Source organism: Chitinophaga sp. CC14 (assembly GCF_048957795.1).
GTDB classification, from domain to species: Bacteria; Bacteroidota; Bacteroidia; order Chitinophagales; family Chitinophagaceae; genus Chitinophaga; species Chitinophaga ginsengisegetis.
This window is the reverse complement of record NZ_JARBFY010000003.1, coordinates 1,519,289-1,534,570: the sequence shown is the minus strand read 5'-3', so window position 1 is coordinate 1,534,570 and position 15,282 is coordinate 1,519,289. Positions and strand designations below refer to the sequence as shown.

Annotated in this window: 10 protein-coding genes; 2 read left to right on the top strand and 8 right to left on the bottom strand. The window is 45.8% G+C overall.

Annotation, left to right across the window (positions count from 1 at the left end; genetic code table 11):
- Positions 1-37: 37 nt before the first annotated feature.
- Complete coding sequence (locus PV783_RS16285) at positions 38-484, top strand: hypothetical protein (RefSeq protein ID WP_420988766.1); 447 nt, start codon at positions 38-40, stop codon at positions 482-484.
- A 56-nt stretch (positions 485-540) separates the two neighbouring features.
- On the opposite strand, the gene PV783_RS16280 is transcribed toward PV783_RS16285, so the two are convergent.
- From PV783_RS16280 to PV783_RS16245, 8 genes are all read right to left on the bottom strand, one after another.
- Entirely contained in the window at positions 541-1,872 is a 1,332-nt protein-coding gene (locus PV783_RS16280) for a MutS-related protein (RefSeq protein ID WP_420988765.1), read from the bottom strand.
- Positions 1,869-3,218, bottom strand: a complete 1,350-nt coding sequence (locus PV783_RS16275) for a MutS-related protein (RefSeq protein ID WP_420988764.1) — start codon at positions 3,216-3,218, stop codon at positions 1,869-1,871. Before PV783_RS16275 ends, PV783_RS16280 begins: the two co-directional genes overlap by 4 nt.
- Before the next feature lie 26 nt (positions 3,219-3,244).
- Positions 3,245-5,545 carry a Gldg family protein gene (locus tag PV783_RS16270; protein WP_420988763.1) on the bottom strand — a complete coding sequence of 767 codons (2,301 nt, stop codon included), beginning with the start codon at positions 5,543-5,545 and terminating at the stop codon, positions 3,245-3,247.
- 7 nt (positions 5,546-5,552) lie between these two features.
- Positions 5,553-6,485, bottom strand: a complete 933-nt coding sequence (locus tag PV783_RS16265; RefSeq protein ID WP_079467894.1) for an ABC transporter ATP-binding protein — start codon at positions 6,483-6,485, stop codon at positions 5,553-5,555.
- Positions 6,486-6,519: 34 nt separating this feature from the next.
- Complete coding sequence (locus tag PV783_RS16260) at positions 6,520-7,902, bottom strand: RagB/SusD family nutrient uptake outer membrane protein (RefSeq protein ID WP_420988761.1); 1,383 nt, start codon at positions 7,900-7,902, stop codon at positions 6,520-6,522.
- A gap of 18 nt (positions 7,903-7,920) precedes the next feature.
- Positions 7,921-11,457, bottom strand: a complete 3,537-nt coding sequence (locus PV783_RS16255) for a SusC/RagA family TonB-linked outer membrane protein (protein WP_420988760.1) — start codon at positions 11,455-11,457, stop codon at positions 7,921-7,923.
- Between the two features lie 211 nt (positions 11,458-11,668).
- Positions 11,669-12,886, bottom strand: a complete 1,218-nt coding sequence (locus tag PV783_RS16250) for a FecR domain-containing protein (protein WP_420988759.1) — start codon at positions 12,884-12,886, stop codon at positions 11,669-11,671.
- Positions 12,887-12,952: 66 nt separating this feature from the next.
- Positions 12,953-13,558, bottom strand: coding sequence for an RNA polymerase sigma factor (locus tag PV783_RS16245; protein WP_420988758.1), 606 nt, complete (start codon positions 13,556-13,558; stop codon positions 12,953-12,955).
- 721 nt (positions 13,559-14,279) lie between these two features.
- Between PV783_RS16245 and PV783_RS16240 the strand changes: the two genes are divergently transcribed.
- Entirely contained in the window at positions 14,280-15,230 is a 951-nt protein-coding gene (locus PV783_RS16240; protein ID WP_420988757.1) for a hypothetical protein, read from the top strand.
- Positions 15,231-15,282 lie beyond the last annotated feature (52 nt).

The window sequence follows — 15,282 nt, the reverse complement described above, 5'->3', positions numbered from 1 at the left end:
AGATCCGTTAAACATCTTTCACCTAAAACTTTATATTATGAAACGTACAACATTTATCCGGCTATTTACGCTGATGGCGTTAGCCTTTACTGTATTCAGTTTCACCACAAAGGTAGGACTGGATAGTTACGAGATTTATCTCAACAACAAACTCATCCTGAAACAATCAGTGAACCAGCCGCTGAGTTTAAGAGTACTACAACTAAGTCAGGCAAGTTCCGGCGATCAGCTGCGTATCAATTATAAGCATTGCGCTTCACCCGTAACGGGTACAGACAGGAGTATTGTATTGAAAGATGAGAAAGGAAATACACTGAAGAAATGGACTTTTGCCAATGCCACCGGGTCTGATGTAAGTATGACGATACCAGTGAAAGAATTGTTGCAGCTGGAAAAGAGCAATGCAGATCATAATCTAAGTCTTCATTACGCCGCACGGGAGCTTCCAAAAGGAGAAACGCTGGCATTTCTTCATCTTAAATAAAAGGAATAAAAAAGCCTTACAGTTTTTACTGCAAGGCTTTCTTCTTTTTAATATCTTCAATCCCGCTTACGGATCAGTTCTATTAACCCTTCATTCTCAATAATGATCATTCCATGCCGATCTGCCGTGATGCCTTCTTTCAGCTGATAAGTATACCTGGGCACATTGCCTTCCATCACTGTTGGCAGGTATAAAAACCGGAAGCTGCCTCCCCGCTCTTTTAACGCCTCTCCTACTTCAATAATGTGAGAGGAGATAATAAAAAAGCAATGTTTATTCTCTGAAAAAGCAGCCGTAATGGCTAGTGTGGCGTCAAAGGCATCCTTTACATTCGTGCCTTTAAATAACTCATCGAATATCACCACCAGGTCTTTTGACTCGCCTACCTGCTCCGCTACACTTTTCACCCGTAATACTTCCGCATAAAAGTGACTATAGCCATGCTCCAGGCTGTCGGGTACATTAATAGTAGAGAAAAGACCGTCTTTTACAGAAAATTCCATTTCTGTTGCCGGTACCGGAAACCCCATGTGCGACAGGTAAACGGCAATGCCAAACGACTTCATAAATGTAGACTTCCCCGCCATATTCGCACCGGTAAGAAAAGCAACATTGGACCCCGGATCAAATGAAATATTGTTAGATACCGCATGTTCCACTGACGGATGGAACAAACCACTGATATTGAGTATATTTTTATGTTTTGGTAAAGCCTTCGCGTAACAAAAATGCTTTGTCCGCGCAACAGTGGATACAGCTATATATACATCAAACTGATAGATAATATCTATCAGGGTCTTCATCTCCCCGAGGCATCCTGTTCTCAGCTGGTAATCATATTTTATCAGCTTCAGCAACGATAGCTGCTTCACATCAGTTTCTTCCCTGAGCCATTGCAACCGCCTGTCATTAAAGATCTGCCGGACTTTTTCGAAGTGTTCCTGAACAGGGCTGTAGGCGCCCTGTTGCTCCAGTTTGTAAACGAAATCCCTGAAAGCAGTTAACAAGGCAATAGTGTTACCCAAGCCTGCCACAAGCAGGTCATAGCCAGTATCGCGTATCACCATTTTAAGCAACTTCCTGGACACTATATTCCACGCGGCCGCCGGCATATTGGTGGCCGCTCCGGTGGTAAGATAATTTTCTACAACATGGAATGCTTCACCACTGAACGGAAAGGCAACCGGGTTCCGGTCAAAGTACTGAAAGATGCTACTGCGTTCATTGATGGCAACAGGATCTGTCAGTGGATGCCGGAACATATCATCCAGCAATTTCCTGCCACCATTGGTTATAACGCCATCGAATATACGATATATGGATTTGTTGTTGTACCTGCCGGGAATATTCAGATCATCAAGCGTCTGTTTGTCTGCGAGAAAACTCATGCGTCCTTGTTTTTATCTTTTTTTTTGCTGATGATATCCAGGATACCTTCGTTATTGATAATAAGCATCCCATGCCTGTCGGTGGTGATACCGGCAGCTAACCTGTACGTATAAACGGGTTTGTTATTTTCCATTTTTGTAGGAAGAAAAGTAAAATGGATGTTCCTGCATCGTTCTCTCAGCACTTCTCCTGCCTCTGTTATATGCGTTGAAATCACAAAAACACAATTCTCTCTTTCTGCAAAAGCAGCGGTAACTGCCACGGTGCCTTCATAAGCATCTTTTACGTTGGTGCCTCTGAAAAGTTCATCAAAGATGAGAAACAGGTTCTTTGCTTTGGATAGCTCCCTGGCGATCTTTTTTATCCGCAATACTTCCGTATAAAAATGGCTGCTGCCGGAAGAAAGATCATCCGGTAAATTAATGGTCGTATAAATGCCATCCCTCACGGCAAACTCCATTTTCTCGGCGGCAACGGGAAAACCCATATGCGCCAGGAACATAGCGATACCTAAGGATTTCATAAAGGTAGATTTGCCCGCCATATTGGCGCCGGTTAAAAAAACAACGTTGTTCTCCGGTGTAATGTGTATGGTATTGGATACCGCGTTTGCTACCTGCGGATGGTAAACGCCCTCCAACCGTATATGATGGCTCCCTGCATCTAAGGCAACAGGGAATACCAGCTTCCTTTCCGTAGCCACCCTGGCTACGGTAATATACACGTCTAAATGATAGATCAGGGATAACATTTTGCTCAGCTCTTTGCTGAGCCGGAACCTGAGCAGCTGGTCATATTCCACTACTTTGGCATAAGCCAGCTTACTTCCTGCGGGTTCCTGCAATACCTGCTCCAATGCAGGGTCCTGCAGGAGCTTTTTCATTTCCGCCATATCCGCCCCATAAGGGTTATCGGCGGGCAACGTTGCCATATAAACGAAAAAGCCCTGCAGCATATGCAGCATCTCTATCACCGACCGGATCCCGTCGCTGACCGCTTTAAAGTTATTATCCGCCGCGATCAGGTTGTTGAATTTCCTCGCCAGCGTATTCCCTTCCGGCGATAAACGGGTCCGGTCGTCCTGTATAGCCAGGTAGCCTTCTATTACATCAAACAAACCGCTGCTGAAAGGGAAACCGGCATTAACAGACTGAAAAAACCTGATCTTCCCGCTCCGGTTATTGATGGCAGCCTTCTCCGCAAGCGGGTACCTGAACATATTTTCCAGCACCGCTGCGCCTCCACGCGTACTGGTATGATTAAAAACAGTGTAGATAGAATCAGCGCCTGGTTTCCCCAGTATATTAAGATCAGTAAGGGTTTGCTTATCTGTATTAAAAATCATCTTATAAAAAGTTTAAACAATCCCTGCTATTTTCTTTTCCGTCTGATAAGCAATATGGCTCCAAATGCAAGCAGGATACCGGGCAGCACCCACAGGTAAATGATCCGCAGGAATTTCACCTGCCCCTTTGTTAACAGCACCGCTGTATCTTCCGGTTTAGGACGGGTGCTATCGATCGGGAATTCGCCGTAACTCAGCCAGCTGAATAAGGCGGTGTTAAAAACAAAATTTGCATTCCTTAAATTAAAACGCTGCAATTCCGCGTTGCCCATAAAGTCGGCATCACCCGTTACGATAATACGCTGCTCCTTATTATTGACCTTACGGGTCAGGGAAAGCGCTGTGGCAAAGGATTTGCGTACATCTCCATTTTCCGGCGAAAAAACAACTTCCGCGGAATCTGTCACGAGGTTATCTTTTTTCAGCCAGCAGTTTTTCTCGCTCGTTATCAGCAATGGTTTGATGGTGAATACGCCAGTATCGGCATAAGCGAGGGCTGTTGCCCGTGGCATGGTAGCCATTGCGCTATCGTGGTGACTGTGGGCCAACGCAGGATAAAACGACGAGACGGTTTCGGTGAGATAAGGGGTAATCAGCTCCGGTTGCAGATCTTTACTGGTTTGCACCAATATACCATCCATCAACTGCACGCCCAGGTGTTGGAGAAATGGATTCAGGATCGCTTGTTTGCCAGGCTCTCCGGCCACCAGCAAATTCCCTCCCCTGTTTACATATTGCTTCAGTTTTTCAATACTGGCGGCAGTCATGGCCACCTTCGGATCTGCCAGTACCAGGGCTGAAATATCAGCAGGAATATCCTGTGAATCCAGGGATAGCGTATCTACATCAAATCCCTGGTTCAGGAGTGAATTACGAAAAGTAGTGAGGTTAGTGAGTACTTTGTACTCCCTGTCTCCCAGCTTATTTATACTCCGCTCCAGGTGCCCGGTCAGGAAAATTATTTTGGGCATCTTCGCCTGCAGCAACCGCTTGAATGCTGCTGATACTTCTGTTTCACTCGGCCACTGCATGTTGTCGTCAAACACCCGCAGGAAAGTAGTTCTGCCTTTGTACTTCAGCTGCATCACGTACCGGTTCAATTCTGGTTTCAGGTCAATCATCTTGCGTATTTCAGCGGGCGTTTTGAACTGGTCCATCGTAAGATCCTTACTGTCTGCATACTGTTTGGCTATCTGTTCCAATGTTTTATCCTTGTAGTACCGCAACATACCAGGGCTTTCAAAGGCCGTATCATAATATAAAACCGTTTTAAGTTCAATGTTGTGTTTGAACCGGGTATATGGTTCCCAACGGGCCAGGTTCCGGTTGTAGGAGTCGGGGCGGCCCAGATCCCAGTAACGGCCCAGCAGGTTATTATATGCGGTAACCTCCAGGGGGGCATCTCCCAGCTCTTTTATAATTTTCTGTGCATTGGGCGTCAGCGTTCTTTCTTTTGCGCGGGTGGCGTCATAATAGCCCACCAGTGAAGGAATAGAACTGAAATAGCCTATAACCAATGTGGATACTATCACAAAAGTGTATCGCCCTGCTTTTACAAGCGCCGGTTTGGATTCCATGCCGGCTTTCAGCTTATAAATACTAAGCCCGAGAAAAAGGTACACGATGGCCACAAAATAGATGACATCCTTTGACGTAATAAGTCCTACCAGCATGTTTCCTGTGCGGCCGGAAATAGACAGGAAATAGGTCAGCGTCCGCACAAATGCAATATCCTGCCAGAGCGTGCCAACATAAGATAGCAACCCTATCATTACAAAAGTGCATACCGCAGCTACTACCTGGTAAGTGGTGAGGCACGACATAAACAACCCGATGGCCGAGTAGGCGCAAAGCAACAGGTACAGTCCCAGCATAGCACTGATCAGCATACCGGAATCGGGCGACTTGATCTGGAACATACCGGAAACAACAAAAACAGTAAAAATCATCACCAGCAATCCGCTATAGATCATCATGGCCAGGAATTTCCCGAACACAATTTCCCTTACGCGGATAGGCGATGTATACAACAACTTAATTGTTCCGCTGCTGGTTTCACGGCTTATCAATCCCATCGTGAGCAGTGGAATATATAAATATAAATTCCGCAGCACGCCACCTAATACGCCCCGGTTACTGAGGAAAACATATTCTGTTACGCTGCCGAAAAACTTTCCGCCTGCATCCTGCTCTCTTGCTATTCCCTCTAAAGCATCCAGGTAGGTTACTCCGCATTGGATGAGGAATACAATCATTAAAAACCATGCAATAGGTGAGTAAAACAGGGTGCGTAACTCTGTTTTGGCTATTCTTAATATCGTCTTCATTAATAGGTTATTGTTTTGATGATGGATGGGATAACTGCTTAAATATTTCGTCAAGCGCACTTTTATCAAGGCTGATCTCCCGCAGTCTCCAGCCATTATGTACCGATGCTGCAACGATCCTTTCTGTAATGTCCTGTTCCCCGTTGAAGTAAATGCGCAGCTGCCGTTCGGTAAGAAACTCTACCTGGGTAACGCCGTTAATTTTTAGCAGCTCTGCTTCCACCGGCGGATTCTCCAGGTGTACGAGCACACTGTGTGGCTCTACGTAGTTGTTAAAGGTGTCCATTGTATCGGAGAAAACGATTTTCCCGTTTTCGATCATCCTGATTTCTTTACATAGTATCTGTACTTCCGACAGGATGTGAGAAGAAAAAATCACGGCTCTGTCGCGCGCAATCTCTTTGATCAGCGACCGTACCTCTATGATCTGGTTGGGGTCCAACCCGTTGGTGGGCTCGTCCAGCACTACCAGTTTAGGCCGGTGTACAATGGCCTGTGCAATGCCTACGCGCTGCCGGTAACCTCCTGAGAGGTTCCGGATCAGTCGTTTGCTGAAATGATCCACCCCGCAGCGCTCTTTGGCTTCCTTTACGGCGGATTTCATTTTATCCTTTGGCAGATGCCGCAGGCCGGCGCAATACCTGAGGTATTCGTCTACCGTAAGATCCATGTAAAGCGGCGGCTGTTGCGGCAGAAAGCCGATATCTCTTTTAGCCTGCTGCGGATCTTCTTTCATATTAACACCGTTGATGTACACATCGCCTTCGGTCTGGTTCAATGCGCCGCATACAATATTCATGGTAGTAGATTTTCCTGCGCCGTTTGAGCCCAGTAACCCTACAATACCTGTTGGGCCGATCTCCATATTGATATCGCGGATGGCCCAGGAAGTACTGTACCGGTGGGACAACTTCTCAATTCTCAGAATACTTGATTCCATTTATTTTATAATTTTTTTTTTGCAGATGTACAGTCTATGGATTTTGTTCCATTTCCGGATTCTGGGCGATGAGTATATTGGCCAGCGGAAACACATAACCAGTACTATTGGGTTCCAATGTATAGGTGGCTCCATCAAACGACCTGGTAACAGTTTTAGCGAATTGCGGATCTTTGTTCAGCCGGCGTTGATCAAACCAACGCAGCCCGCTGCCAAAAAATTCGCGGCGGCGTTCATCCACTACCAGTTGCAGAGCTTCTGCAGCAGTGGCAGCAGTGAGGCCGGCATAATCCGCGGGCAGGAAACGCAGCTTGCGGAGGGTGTTCAGCATATTCACGGCGTCGTCTTTTTTACCTGCACGGGCGAGGCATTCCGCTTTAATCAGCCAGGTTTCATTGACAGAGAGACCCGCTGCCGGCTTATCAGGCGAGCCTGAATATTTTTCACGCGACCAGAAACCCAGCCCGGTAAATGAAGGGTAAAACGAAGCACCTTGCTTTACAAAAAGTTGATAGCGCAAATCTTTTGTTCCAAGTAAATCGAGTATCGCCTGACTTAACTGCGGGGCACTAAACGTTTGACGGGGAACTTTGCGCAACAGGATCTGTTTATCGTCAAACTGCGAAGGAAAAATGTAACTGCTTCCGGCCACCGCTACGTTATAGTCGTACAGCGTGCTGGATAAAGCCAGTGTACTGTCGGCAAAAGCAGCAGCATTGGTAAAGTCGCGCATGTTAAGATATACTTTGGATAACAGCGCATAAGCCGCCGCCTTGTTGGGTCTGAAATTAATATCCTGTTGGAGCGGCAGGATCGGAATCGCAGCCGTGATATCTTTCAGCACCTGTGCATACACCTGTTTCACCGATGCTCTTTTTAAATCCACGAAAAGGGCTGCCTTTAGTAAAACGGGCACTCCCGGATCTGTTTCTGCGGTGGCTGCATCATATTGTTTGCCATACAGGTTAACCAGGTTAAAATAATTAAAGGCCCGGTGTAACAGCGCTTCGCCGAGGAGCGTTTGTTTTAATAACATATCTCCCCCTTTACTGTCCATTACTCCATCAATCACAATGTTATAGGTATACATGGTAGCATACAGCGTATTCCAGTCATAGTCCTGCGCAAGATCCGTATAAACCGGTTTACGCCAGGTATAAATAGCCTTTTGAGTATTATTGGCTTTAATATTATTCTGGATCTCCGGTGCGATGAAATCCACATCATCACAACTCACCAGCGGAGCCGATCCAAACGCCGCTTCCTGCTGATCCCGGTTATTCAGTAAAAAACGGTAATCTTCTGTATATACCAGCACACGCTGCCCCTGTATGGGCACATCTTCCACATATTTACGGCAGGAAATCATGCCGGCACTTAACAATAAAAACGCAATAATTATTTTATAGTGACGCATACTTTTCGGTTTAATGAATTAGAAACTCAGTGCAACTCTGAAAGAATAATTGGTTAATGGAGGAAGCTGGTAGTTATTCCCTGTTTTGTACAGGTAATCGGGATCCAGCTTTTCCTTATTGGCCGCCCAGATCATACCCAGGTTGCGGGCCACTGCAGAAACGGTCATGCTCTTCATTGCTACCTTTCCGAGCAAAGCGGCAGGGATGTTATAAGACAACATCACCTGTTGCAATTTGATATTGCTGCGGCTTCTTACCAGCAGGTCCGATTCTATATACCGGTTAACGCTCGCATAAAAATTGGTATTGGCGCCAAATATCAGCCCGGGAACATTGGTAGAAGCCTCATCGCCCGGCTTTCTCCAACGATTCGCCAGATCACCGGTTCTTCCTACAAAAACATTATTACTATAGCCTACGTCCTGGATAGACGGCTTCAGGAAAACACCGCCGAAAGCGCACTGGAATTGCACGTTCAGGTCGAAGCCTTTGTATTGTACCGAGTGACTGAAACTTCCAAACCAAGGAGAAGTGGTCCGTCCGGAGTAAACACGGACGTTTTCATATGGCGACTCCATTACAGAATACTTCTTGGAACGGTCATTGCCGTTATAGATCTGCGACTGGCCGGTATTATCCAGTCCTGCCCAGGCGTAGGTAAACAGGTAATCCGTGGGGTAACCTGAGTACAACATCTCCGGTGCAAAATAAGTAGTAGGTTTTTCGAAGCGTGGATCTTTGATGATGTTCGTATTGTAAGACATATTGATAGTAGCCGTCCACCTCCAGTTTCTACTCAACACAGGCACTACATTGATGCCCAGGTCTACCCCATGTCCTTCCAGGTTGGCCGTATTAAATAAAGTAGACGTAAAACCATAAGTACCGTTAATAGGCATCTGCCAGATGATATCTGTAGTATGTTTTTTATAATATTCTGCAGAACCAAATACCCGGTTTTTAAAGAAGGAAAAATCAAGACCCCAGTTAATCATCCTGGTTTTTTCCCATCCCAGGTTTTCCATTGCAGGATTGGCAATCACACCGTAGGGATAGTTGGTGTAATAATCTGCTCCCAGCAAACTGATAGTGGTAACCGGCGCATAGCCCTGCGGTGCATTCCCGCTGAAGCCATAGGTGAAGCGTGCTGCCAGCTGATCTATCCATCTGATATTACTGAACCATTCTTCCTTGCCAATATTCCACTTCAGGCCACCTGACCACAATGGGATGGCTCTTTTACGCCGTTCAACCCCCAGCAGATTATAATCGTCAAAGCGCGCACTTCCTGAAATGATATATTTATTATCAAACGTGTAAGAGCCATTCGCATAGTACGACAGCGACCGGGTGGTTTTTTCTGTGACTGGCCTGGAAGTGGCGCCGATAGACTGCGTTATGCCATAGATATCTTTAAATCCAACAAAAGGATTCACGCCACGGAAAGTATTGATGGACTTATCATAACCATAACGCAGTTCCCCGCTGCCTTTATTATAGGATTCCCTGATCTCGTTACCTATCACTAAATTCAGTTGGTGCCTGTCGTTCCAGTTCTTATTTACATTGATCTGTCCGCGCAGGTTATAACTTTTCCCCAGGCCACTGCCAAGATCCAGTCTTCCGCCCGGAGGCACGCCATACACGCGGGCGCCGGTAGGACTCAGACTGGTTCCCTTATTCACCAGTATTCTGGCGTCGTAGCTATCTGGTTCCCAGTACTGCTCATATTCCGTAAACATTCTGCCCACATTACCCGAAACGCCCACTCCCAGCCAGGAAGTGATGTTGCCATTTACGGCCACATTCAATGCCAGACTATTGGCGGTATTACGGGTATTGGAATACTGCAGTTCTTCGATAGGAGAATAACCAAACGGAAGATATCCTTTACTTTCAAGATACCTGGCGGTTGATGGAATAGTAAGCAGATCGTAACGGATGTTATTACCCGCTGCATCTTTGAGCATATCATAAGGCCGCATACCACCGGATACCGTGCTCATTGCCGTTACAGCAGCATTATTTATTTTATCCCTGGTATTTCCAAAAGTCAGGTCGGTACTTACGGTAACACGCCCGTTCAATAAACTGGAGGTATTGCCTGCTCTCAGGGAATATCCCTTGTTCATATTACTTTTATAAACACGGTCTTCTTTATAAAAATAACCGGACAAAAAGTAAGAGCTGTTTACTCCCCCGCCGGAAATGGAAAGATTATATTGTTGCGTGGTGGGCGACTGGATCATGTACTTCTCCATCTGCGAACGGTTATCCGTAGCGCCCAACGCCGCCAGCTGTGCGTTCATTTCAGCTTCTGTTATTTCACCACGTTTTTGCTTGAAAAAGATCGCCTGCACCTGGCTGTTATTTTCCGGGTAATAGCTTCCCGGCGTACTGCGCGGAACCGGATCATTGTATCGTCCTTTCTCCAGCAGTTCTTTTTCCAGGTCGACATACTGTGATACCGACATCATTTCTCCATAACCAAGACTGGGTCTGCTACTGGTACCCATCGTGGTGGAGAAACTGAAAACCGGTTTGCTGTTACGCATGCCTTTCTTTGTAACCACTACAACTACGCCATTGGCTGCCTGGATACCCCAGATAGAGGCCGCTGCCGCATCTTTCAGAAAAGTGATCTGGTCGATGTCATCCGGGTTGAGCAGATCCAGTGCGCCATTGGCGATGGACACCTGCGAGGGGAATCCGTCTATTACGAGCAGTGGATCTAAACTTACTTTGGTGTATTGGCTTACAATAGTAGACAAACCGCGGATCCTCACCGACCCGTTACGGCTTTTGCCCGCGGTGGTTTTGGTAGAAATATCCACGCCGGGCACCATGCCCTGCAAACGCTCCAGGATACTCACTACCGGTACCTGCGCCAGCTGTTTCCCGGTAACCACACCGAACGACCCGGTAGCCCTTTCTTTCGGGAGCGCCTGATAGCCGGTATTCACTACTACCTGTACTTCCCCGAGTTTCCTGATTTCCGCAAAGAGCCGGAATGTGACCGTGCTTCGCCCCTCCAGCTTTAATTCTTTTCGCTGATAAGCAATATTAGTGGCTACCAACGTGGCATTCCGGGGTACATTTACAAAAGAAAAATCCCCCTGGATGTCTGTAACCGCCATCAGTTTTGTATTCCGCACGGCTACCGTTACATCCGGTACAGGAAGTCCTGCCGAATCCAGGATCTTACCTTTCAGCAAAGGGATCACGGTAGAATCTGAAAACGTGATATGCTCCTGCTGGATTGGTTTTTCAGCAAGAAAAATAGTTTTACTGTCGATAGAAAAAGTTAATGGCTGGTTTTTAAATACGTTTTCCAGGAACTCCTGTAAAGGAATTTCCCGGGCGTTAATGGTGATAGGGGTAGCGCGTTCCATTAACCGGTCGTTGCTGAATACCACGAAGCCGGTTTGTTTATAAACGGCTGCAAAGATCTTTTTCAAAGGAATATCCTTCCCGGAAATAGTGACCGCCTGTGATGAACTTTTTGCGGAAACATGCAGTAAGGACGCGAAGAGGAAGAAGGTAGTAATTCTCATAATCCGCAATATTTGTATGGGGACCGGCAATAGGAATCCCTTTCGATCTACATGAGCGATTTTTTGCATAAATTTGTTGTGGTTTGGTTGATAAAAAATTCGTTACACCGAAATTTTAGTTTAGCCGGCTACCTGCCGGAAGCGCTCCTACTGCTTCCGGCTTTTTGTTTTTCCGGCTAATCCTGTTTGACAATCTTTTTTATGATGATGATTATTGTGTGACTACCAGTCGTTTGCCCTCTTCAATATTTAAATGTACTCCTGTGCTGTTCAGACCTTTGATGAGGCCCGCCAGGCTTATATTCCTGCTGATTTTTCCATAAAATTTAATATCGGGTACAGTGCCCCTGTATACGATTTCTACATCGTACCACCGTGCAATCTGTTTCATGGCATACTTCAGGTCCATTCCGTCGAAATCGAAAAGACCGTTTTTCCAGGCCATGATTTTATCGATGTCTGCATTATCGATAACCCTGGGTGTTTCCGACAATTGCAGTTGTTGCCCGGGACGGAGTACTATGCCCTTGCGGGAGAGATCTGATGCGTGTTCTTTCAGCGATATCACTTTCACCGCGCCTTCCAGCAGGGTGGTATGCTGACTTTCTTCATTTGCGTAGGCATTTACGTTGAAATGGGTGCCCAGTACTTCAATACGGGCGTTGTTCAACACGGTTACCTGGAATGGTGTGCGGGCATCCGGCGCCACTTCAAAATATACTTCTCCGGTGATCTCCACATTCCGGTGCTTACCGTCAAATACCGTAGGATAGCGGATAGAGCTGGCGGCATTCAACCACACCTGCGTACCATCCGGTAAGGCTACCCGGAATTGGCGACCATTTGGGGTCGTAATTATATTATAGGCAATTTCATTGTTTTTGTTTCCGCCCCGGCCGTATACCAGCGCGCCATTATCGAGTACGATGGGAGCGCCATTCTGCGTGGCTACCACCCCATTAGCGAGGCTGTCCAGTGCAATGCTGGAACCGTCTGCTAATTTCAGTATAGCACCATTTTTACCGGGTGAGATATCAGTTACCGGTGCATTATTTGCAAAACCGGCGGGAGCCTGCCGTTGGGACTGGAACCAGTATAAGGCGCCGGCCATAAATATAATAGCCGCAGCTGCTGCTGCCCATTTCCATCGTTGCAGGAAAGGAACCCGGTGCTCCGGTGCTGGTTGTGTATGCGGTGAATGCCTGGCCAGAAAATGTTCCAGTGCTTCGTTTTCATTATACTGTGCAATCAGCTTTAGCGCCACCTGTTGAACGCCTGCGTCATTAATATCATCCCACAACTGCCGGCGCTGTTCATTGTCAGCGATCCACGCCTGTAACTCCGACGCCTCTTCCGGGGTCAGGTTTCCCTTTAGATGCTTGCTGAGAAGGCCCGCTATAAAAAGGGCATTTGATTTTGGTTCATCCATGTTGGCACTGCGCTTTCCATTAATACGACGTGATAACCTGGTAGTACCAAAGCAATCTGAAAAAAATTATGAATGGGCAGATATCAGCAGGAGAAGAACAAAAGCTTCCGGCGGGAGCCGGCGTTTTAACAACATCACGCCTCTCGATTTCTGGTTTTTTACGGTTTGTACAGACAGTCCCAGCTCACGGGCAATTTCATCGTTTTTCAGGCCATCGATATAACCCATGCGTATAATTTTACCGCATTGTTCCGGTAGCTGGTTGATTTCATGATGGAGTTCATTGAATACTTCCAGGCGAATCATTTCAAGATCTGCCGCGGTTTCCCACTCCGCCTGGGTTCCAAGAAATACGGCCTGCCGCTCTCTACTGTGGATAGAACCCTTGATGGTATCAAAGCAGGCATTGCGGGTAGATTTATACAAAAAATCCTTGAGGTGCCTGATATCTTCAAATACCTGGCGCCTGTTCCATAATTTTAAAAACACTTCATTTACCAGATCTTCCGGATCAGCAGATTCCCGGATAATCTTTTGTGCGAAAGCACACAAAACGGCATAGTACTCTCTGAAAACAACAGAAAACGCCGCTTCATCAGCAACAGCAAGCCGTTGCAGCAGTTCAGCTTCTCCGTATGGTTGGCTACGTTCAAACGATTTAATCAGCTCCATCCCCGCTTATATGATATACTTTAAAAAATGAATAATCATGAAGCCGGCAATCAATCCGTGCCTGCTTTTAATTAGGATTATTCATCATGAAAGGAACAACCGGATCATAACCGGCATTGTTGGTTGACGCTTAAAAATGGATTCCCTTTATTATGTTATAATGGTTGCCGCTATAAACTATCCATCTGCTTTATACTGCCACTGTTCCGGGATAAGCCGTAAAATACTATTTTACCGGCCAATTTCACAAATTATTGTCATTTCGACAAAAATAAATGGTACCGGTTATTCAGGCAATAGCATCCGGGAAAGTTCTGTATAAAGGAATATTACATTTTGTATTATTAGCAAAACTAATTAATTTTAAAGAACAGCTGATTCGTGCGTAGCGATAGTAAATAACAAATCCTAAGAACCCTGCATCCTTCACCGGCTGCATTATACAGTATGCTTACCACGCTGTAAAAATATCAACACTATATAACATTTACCGTTACCCGAAGGCCAGTTGTTTGCATTCATTTACTCAATCAATAACCACGGACGCCTAACCGGTTTCCACAGATTATCTTACAGGCGGCATTACCGCACAAGTGAATAGTTCCTGCTATGCAGGTAAACTACCATGCATATTTTTGTATCAGACAAACGGTCCGCATCCTGTGGCGGTAGTATACTTTTATGTCCTCAAATAACCATTTAAAACCGAAATACACAAACTATGGAAAGCCTGCAAACAATCCAAAGTAAAGAGATGGTGGAGATCCAATCCCAAGCCATTGCGTTAAACCATACCGGAAATTCAATCAAAATATTATCAAAGGAAGAGATCTTTAAACTGATAGATGTTCATGAACCTTATTATGCCCTGAAGGATGTAATTGTTTATGCCAGCAATTTTGCGACCGCCAGTATAGAAGTAGAACAACCTTTGGGAGATGAGATCTTCCCCATCGGTGCGGCGGAGGCATGCAGGCATCTTGCTATCCTGGGATCGGTATGCTGTGCATTGAGCAACCCCGTAAAACAAAAGCACTACTATCTTGCCCATCGCGGAACATATAAAAGGGCCATTGAAAAAACACATTACACGGGAAAGAAATTAGTGGCAACAGCAACCTGTACTTTTTTCAGCAAAAGAATGGCAAATATAAAAGCCTGTTTGCTTGATGAAGACAATCAACTTATCTGTGGAATAGAAAACAGTTTCCATGTAGTTCCTCATGCAATATTCGAACGGCTGTATTACAATTTTCATAAAGAAATACCGGATTTCGGATTAAAGAATCCGTATCATCAAAAGAAGCAGCTTTTTGATGTACAGTTTTCCGCCCTCTCAGCGTCTGCTTCATTAGGCAAAATACAGGATGATTATTGCGCAGGACACTTCCCTCACTTTCCCGCGATGCCGGTAGCCATCCTGATGAATACACTGCTGGACCTGGCTGCTGCCTATATTCATCACATCACTGACGATAAGTCATTAAAAATGTATGTCCGGGAAATGACTTTACTGGCAGACAACCTTGGGTTCTCAGGAGAAATAGTAACGTTGCATGTTAAACAGGAAGCTTATACCAATAACCGGTTTAAGCTGCGTTGTACCGCCACATCCACTGACAATAAAAGTGTAGGCGATGTTAATGTTATTATAGAAACTGCTGCAAAGTGACAGCTGGCCATAAATGTAAACCGATATCAGGATCAGGCCGTATCTTAAAAAC

Bases quoted from the DNA above. Each gene is read 5' to 3' on its own strand.
- PV783_RS16285 (WP_420988766.1), top strand. From the start codon at position 38: ATGAAACGTACAACATTTATCCGGCTATTTACGCTGATGGCGTTAGCC.
- PV783_RS16280 (WP_420988765.1), bottom strand. From the start codon at position 1,872: ATGAGTTTTCTCGCAGACAAACAGACGCTTGATGATCTGAATATTCCC.
- PV783_RS16275 (WP_420988764.1), bottom strand. From the start codon at position 3,218: ATGATTTTTAATACAGATAAGCAAACCCTTACTGATCTTAATATACTG.
- PV783_RS16270 (WP_420988763.1), bottom strand. From the start codon at position 5,545: ATGAAGACGATATTAAGAATAGCCAAAACAGAGTTACGCACCCTGTTT.
- PV783_RS16265 (WP_079467894.1), bottom strand. From the start codon at position 6,485: ATGGAATCAAGTATTCTGAGAATTGAGAAGTTGTCCCACCGGTACAGT.
- PV783_RS16260 (WP_420988761.1), bottom strand. From the start codon at position 7,902: ATGCGTCACTATAAAATAATTATTGCGTTTTTATTGTTAAGTGCCGGC.
- PV783_RS16255 (WP_420988760.1), bottom strand. From the start codon at position 11,457: ATGAGAATTACTACCTTCTTCCTCTTCGCGTCCTTACTGCATGTTTCC.
- PV783_RS16250 (WP_420988759.1), bottom strand. From the start codon at position 12,886: ATGGATGAACCAAAATCAAATGCCCTTTTTATAGCGGGCCTTCTCAGC.
- PV783_RS16245 (WP_420988758.1), bottom strand. From the start codon at position 13,558: ATGGAGCTGATTAAATCGTTTGAACGTAGCCAACCATACGGAGAAGCT.
- PV783_RS16240 (WP_420988757.1), top strand. From the start codon at position 14,280: ATGGAAAGCCTGCAAACAATCCAAAGTAAAGAGATGGTGGAGATCCAA.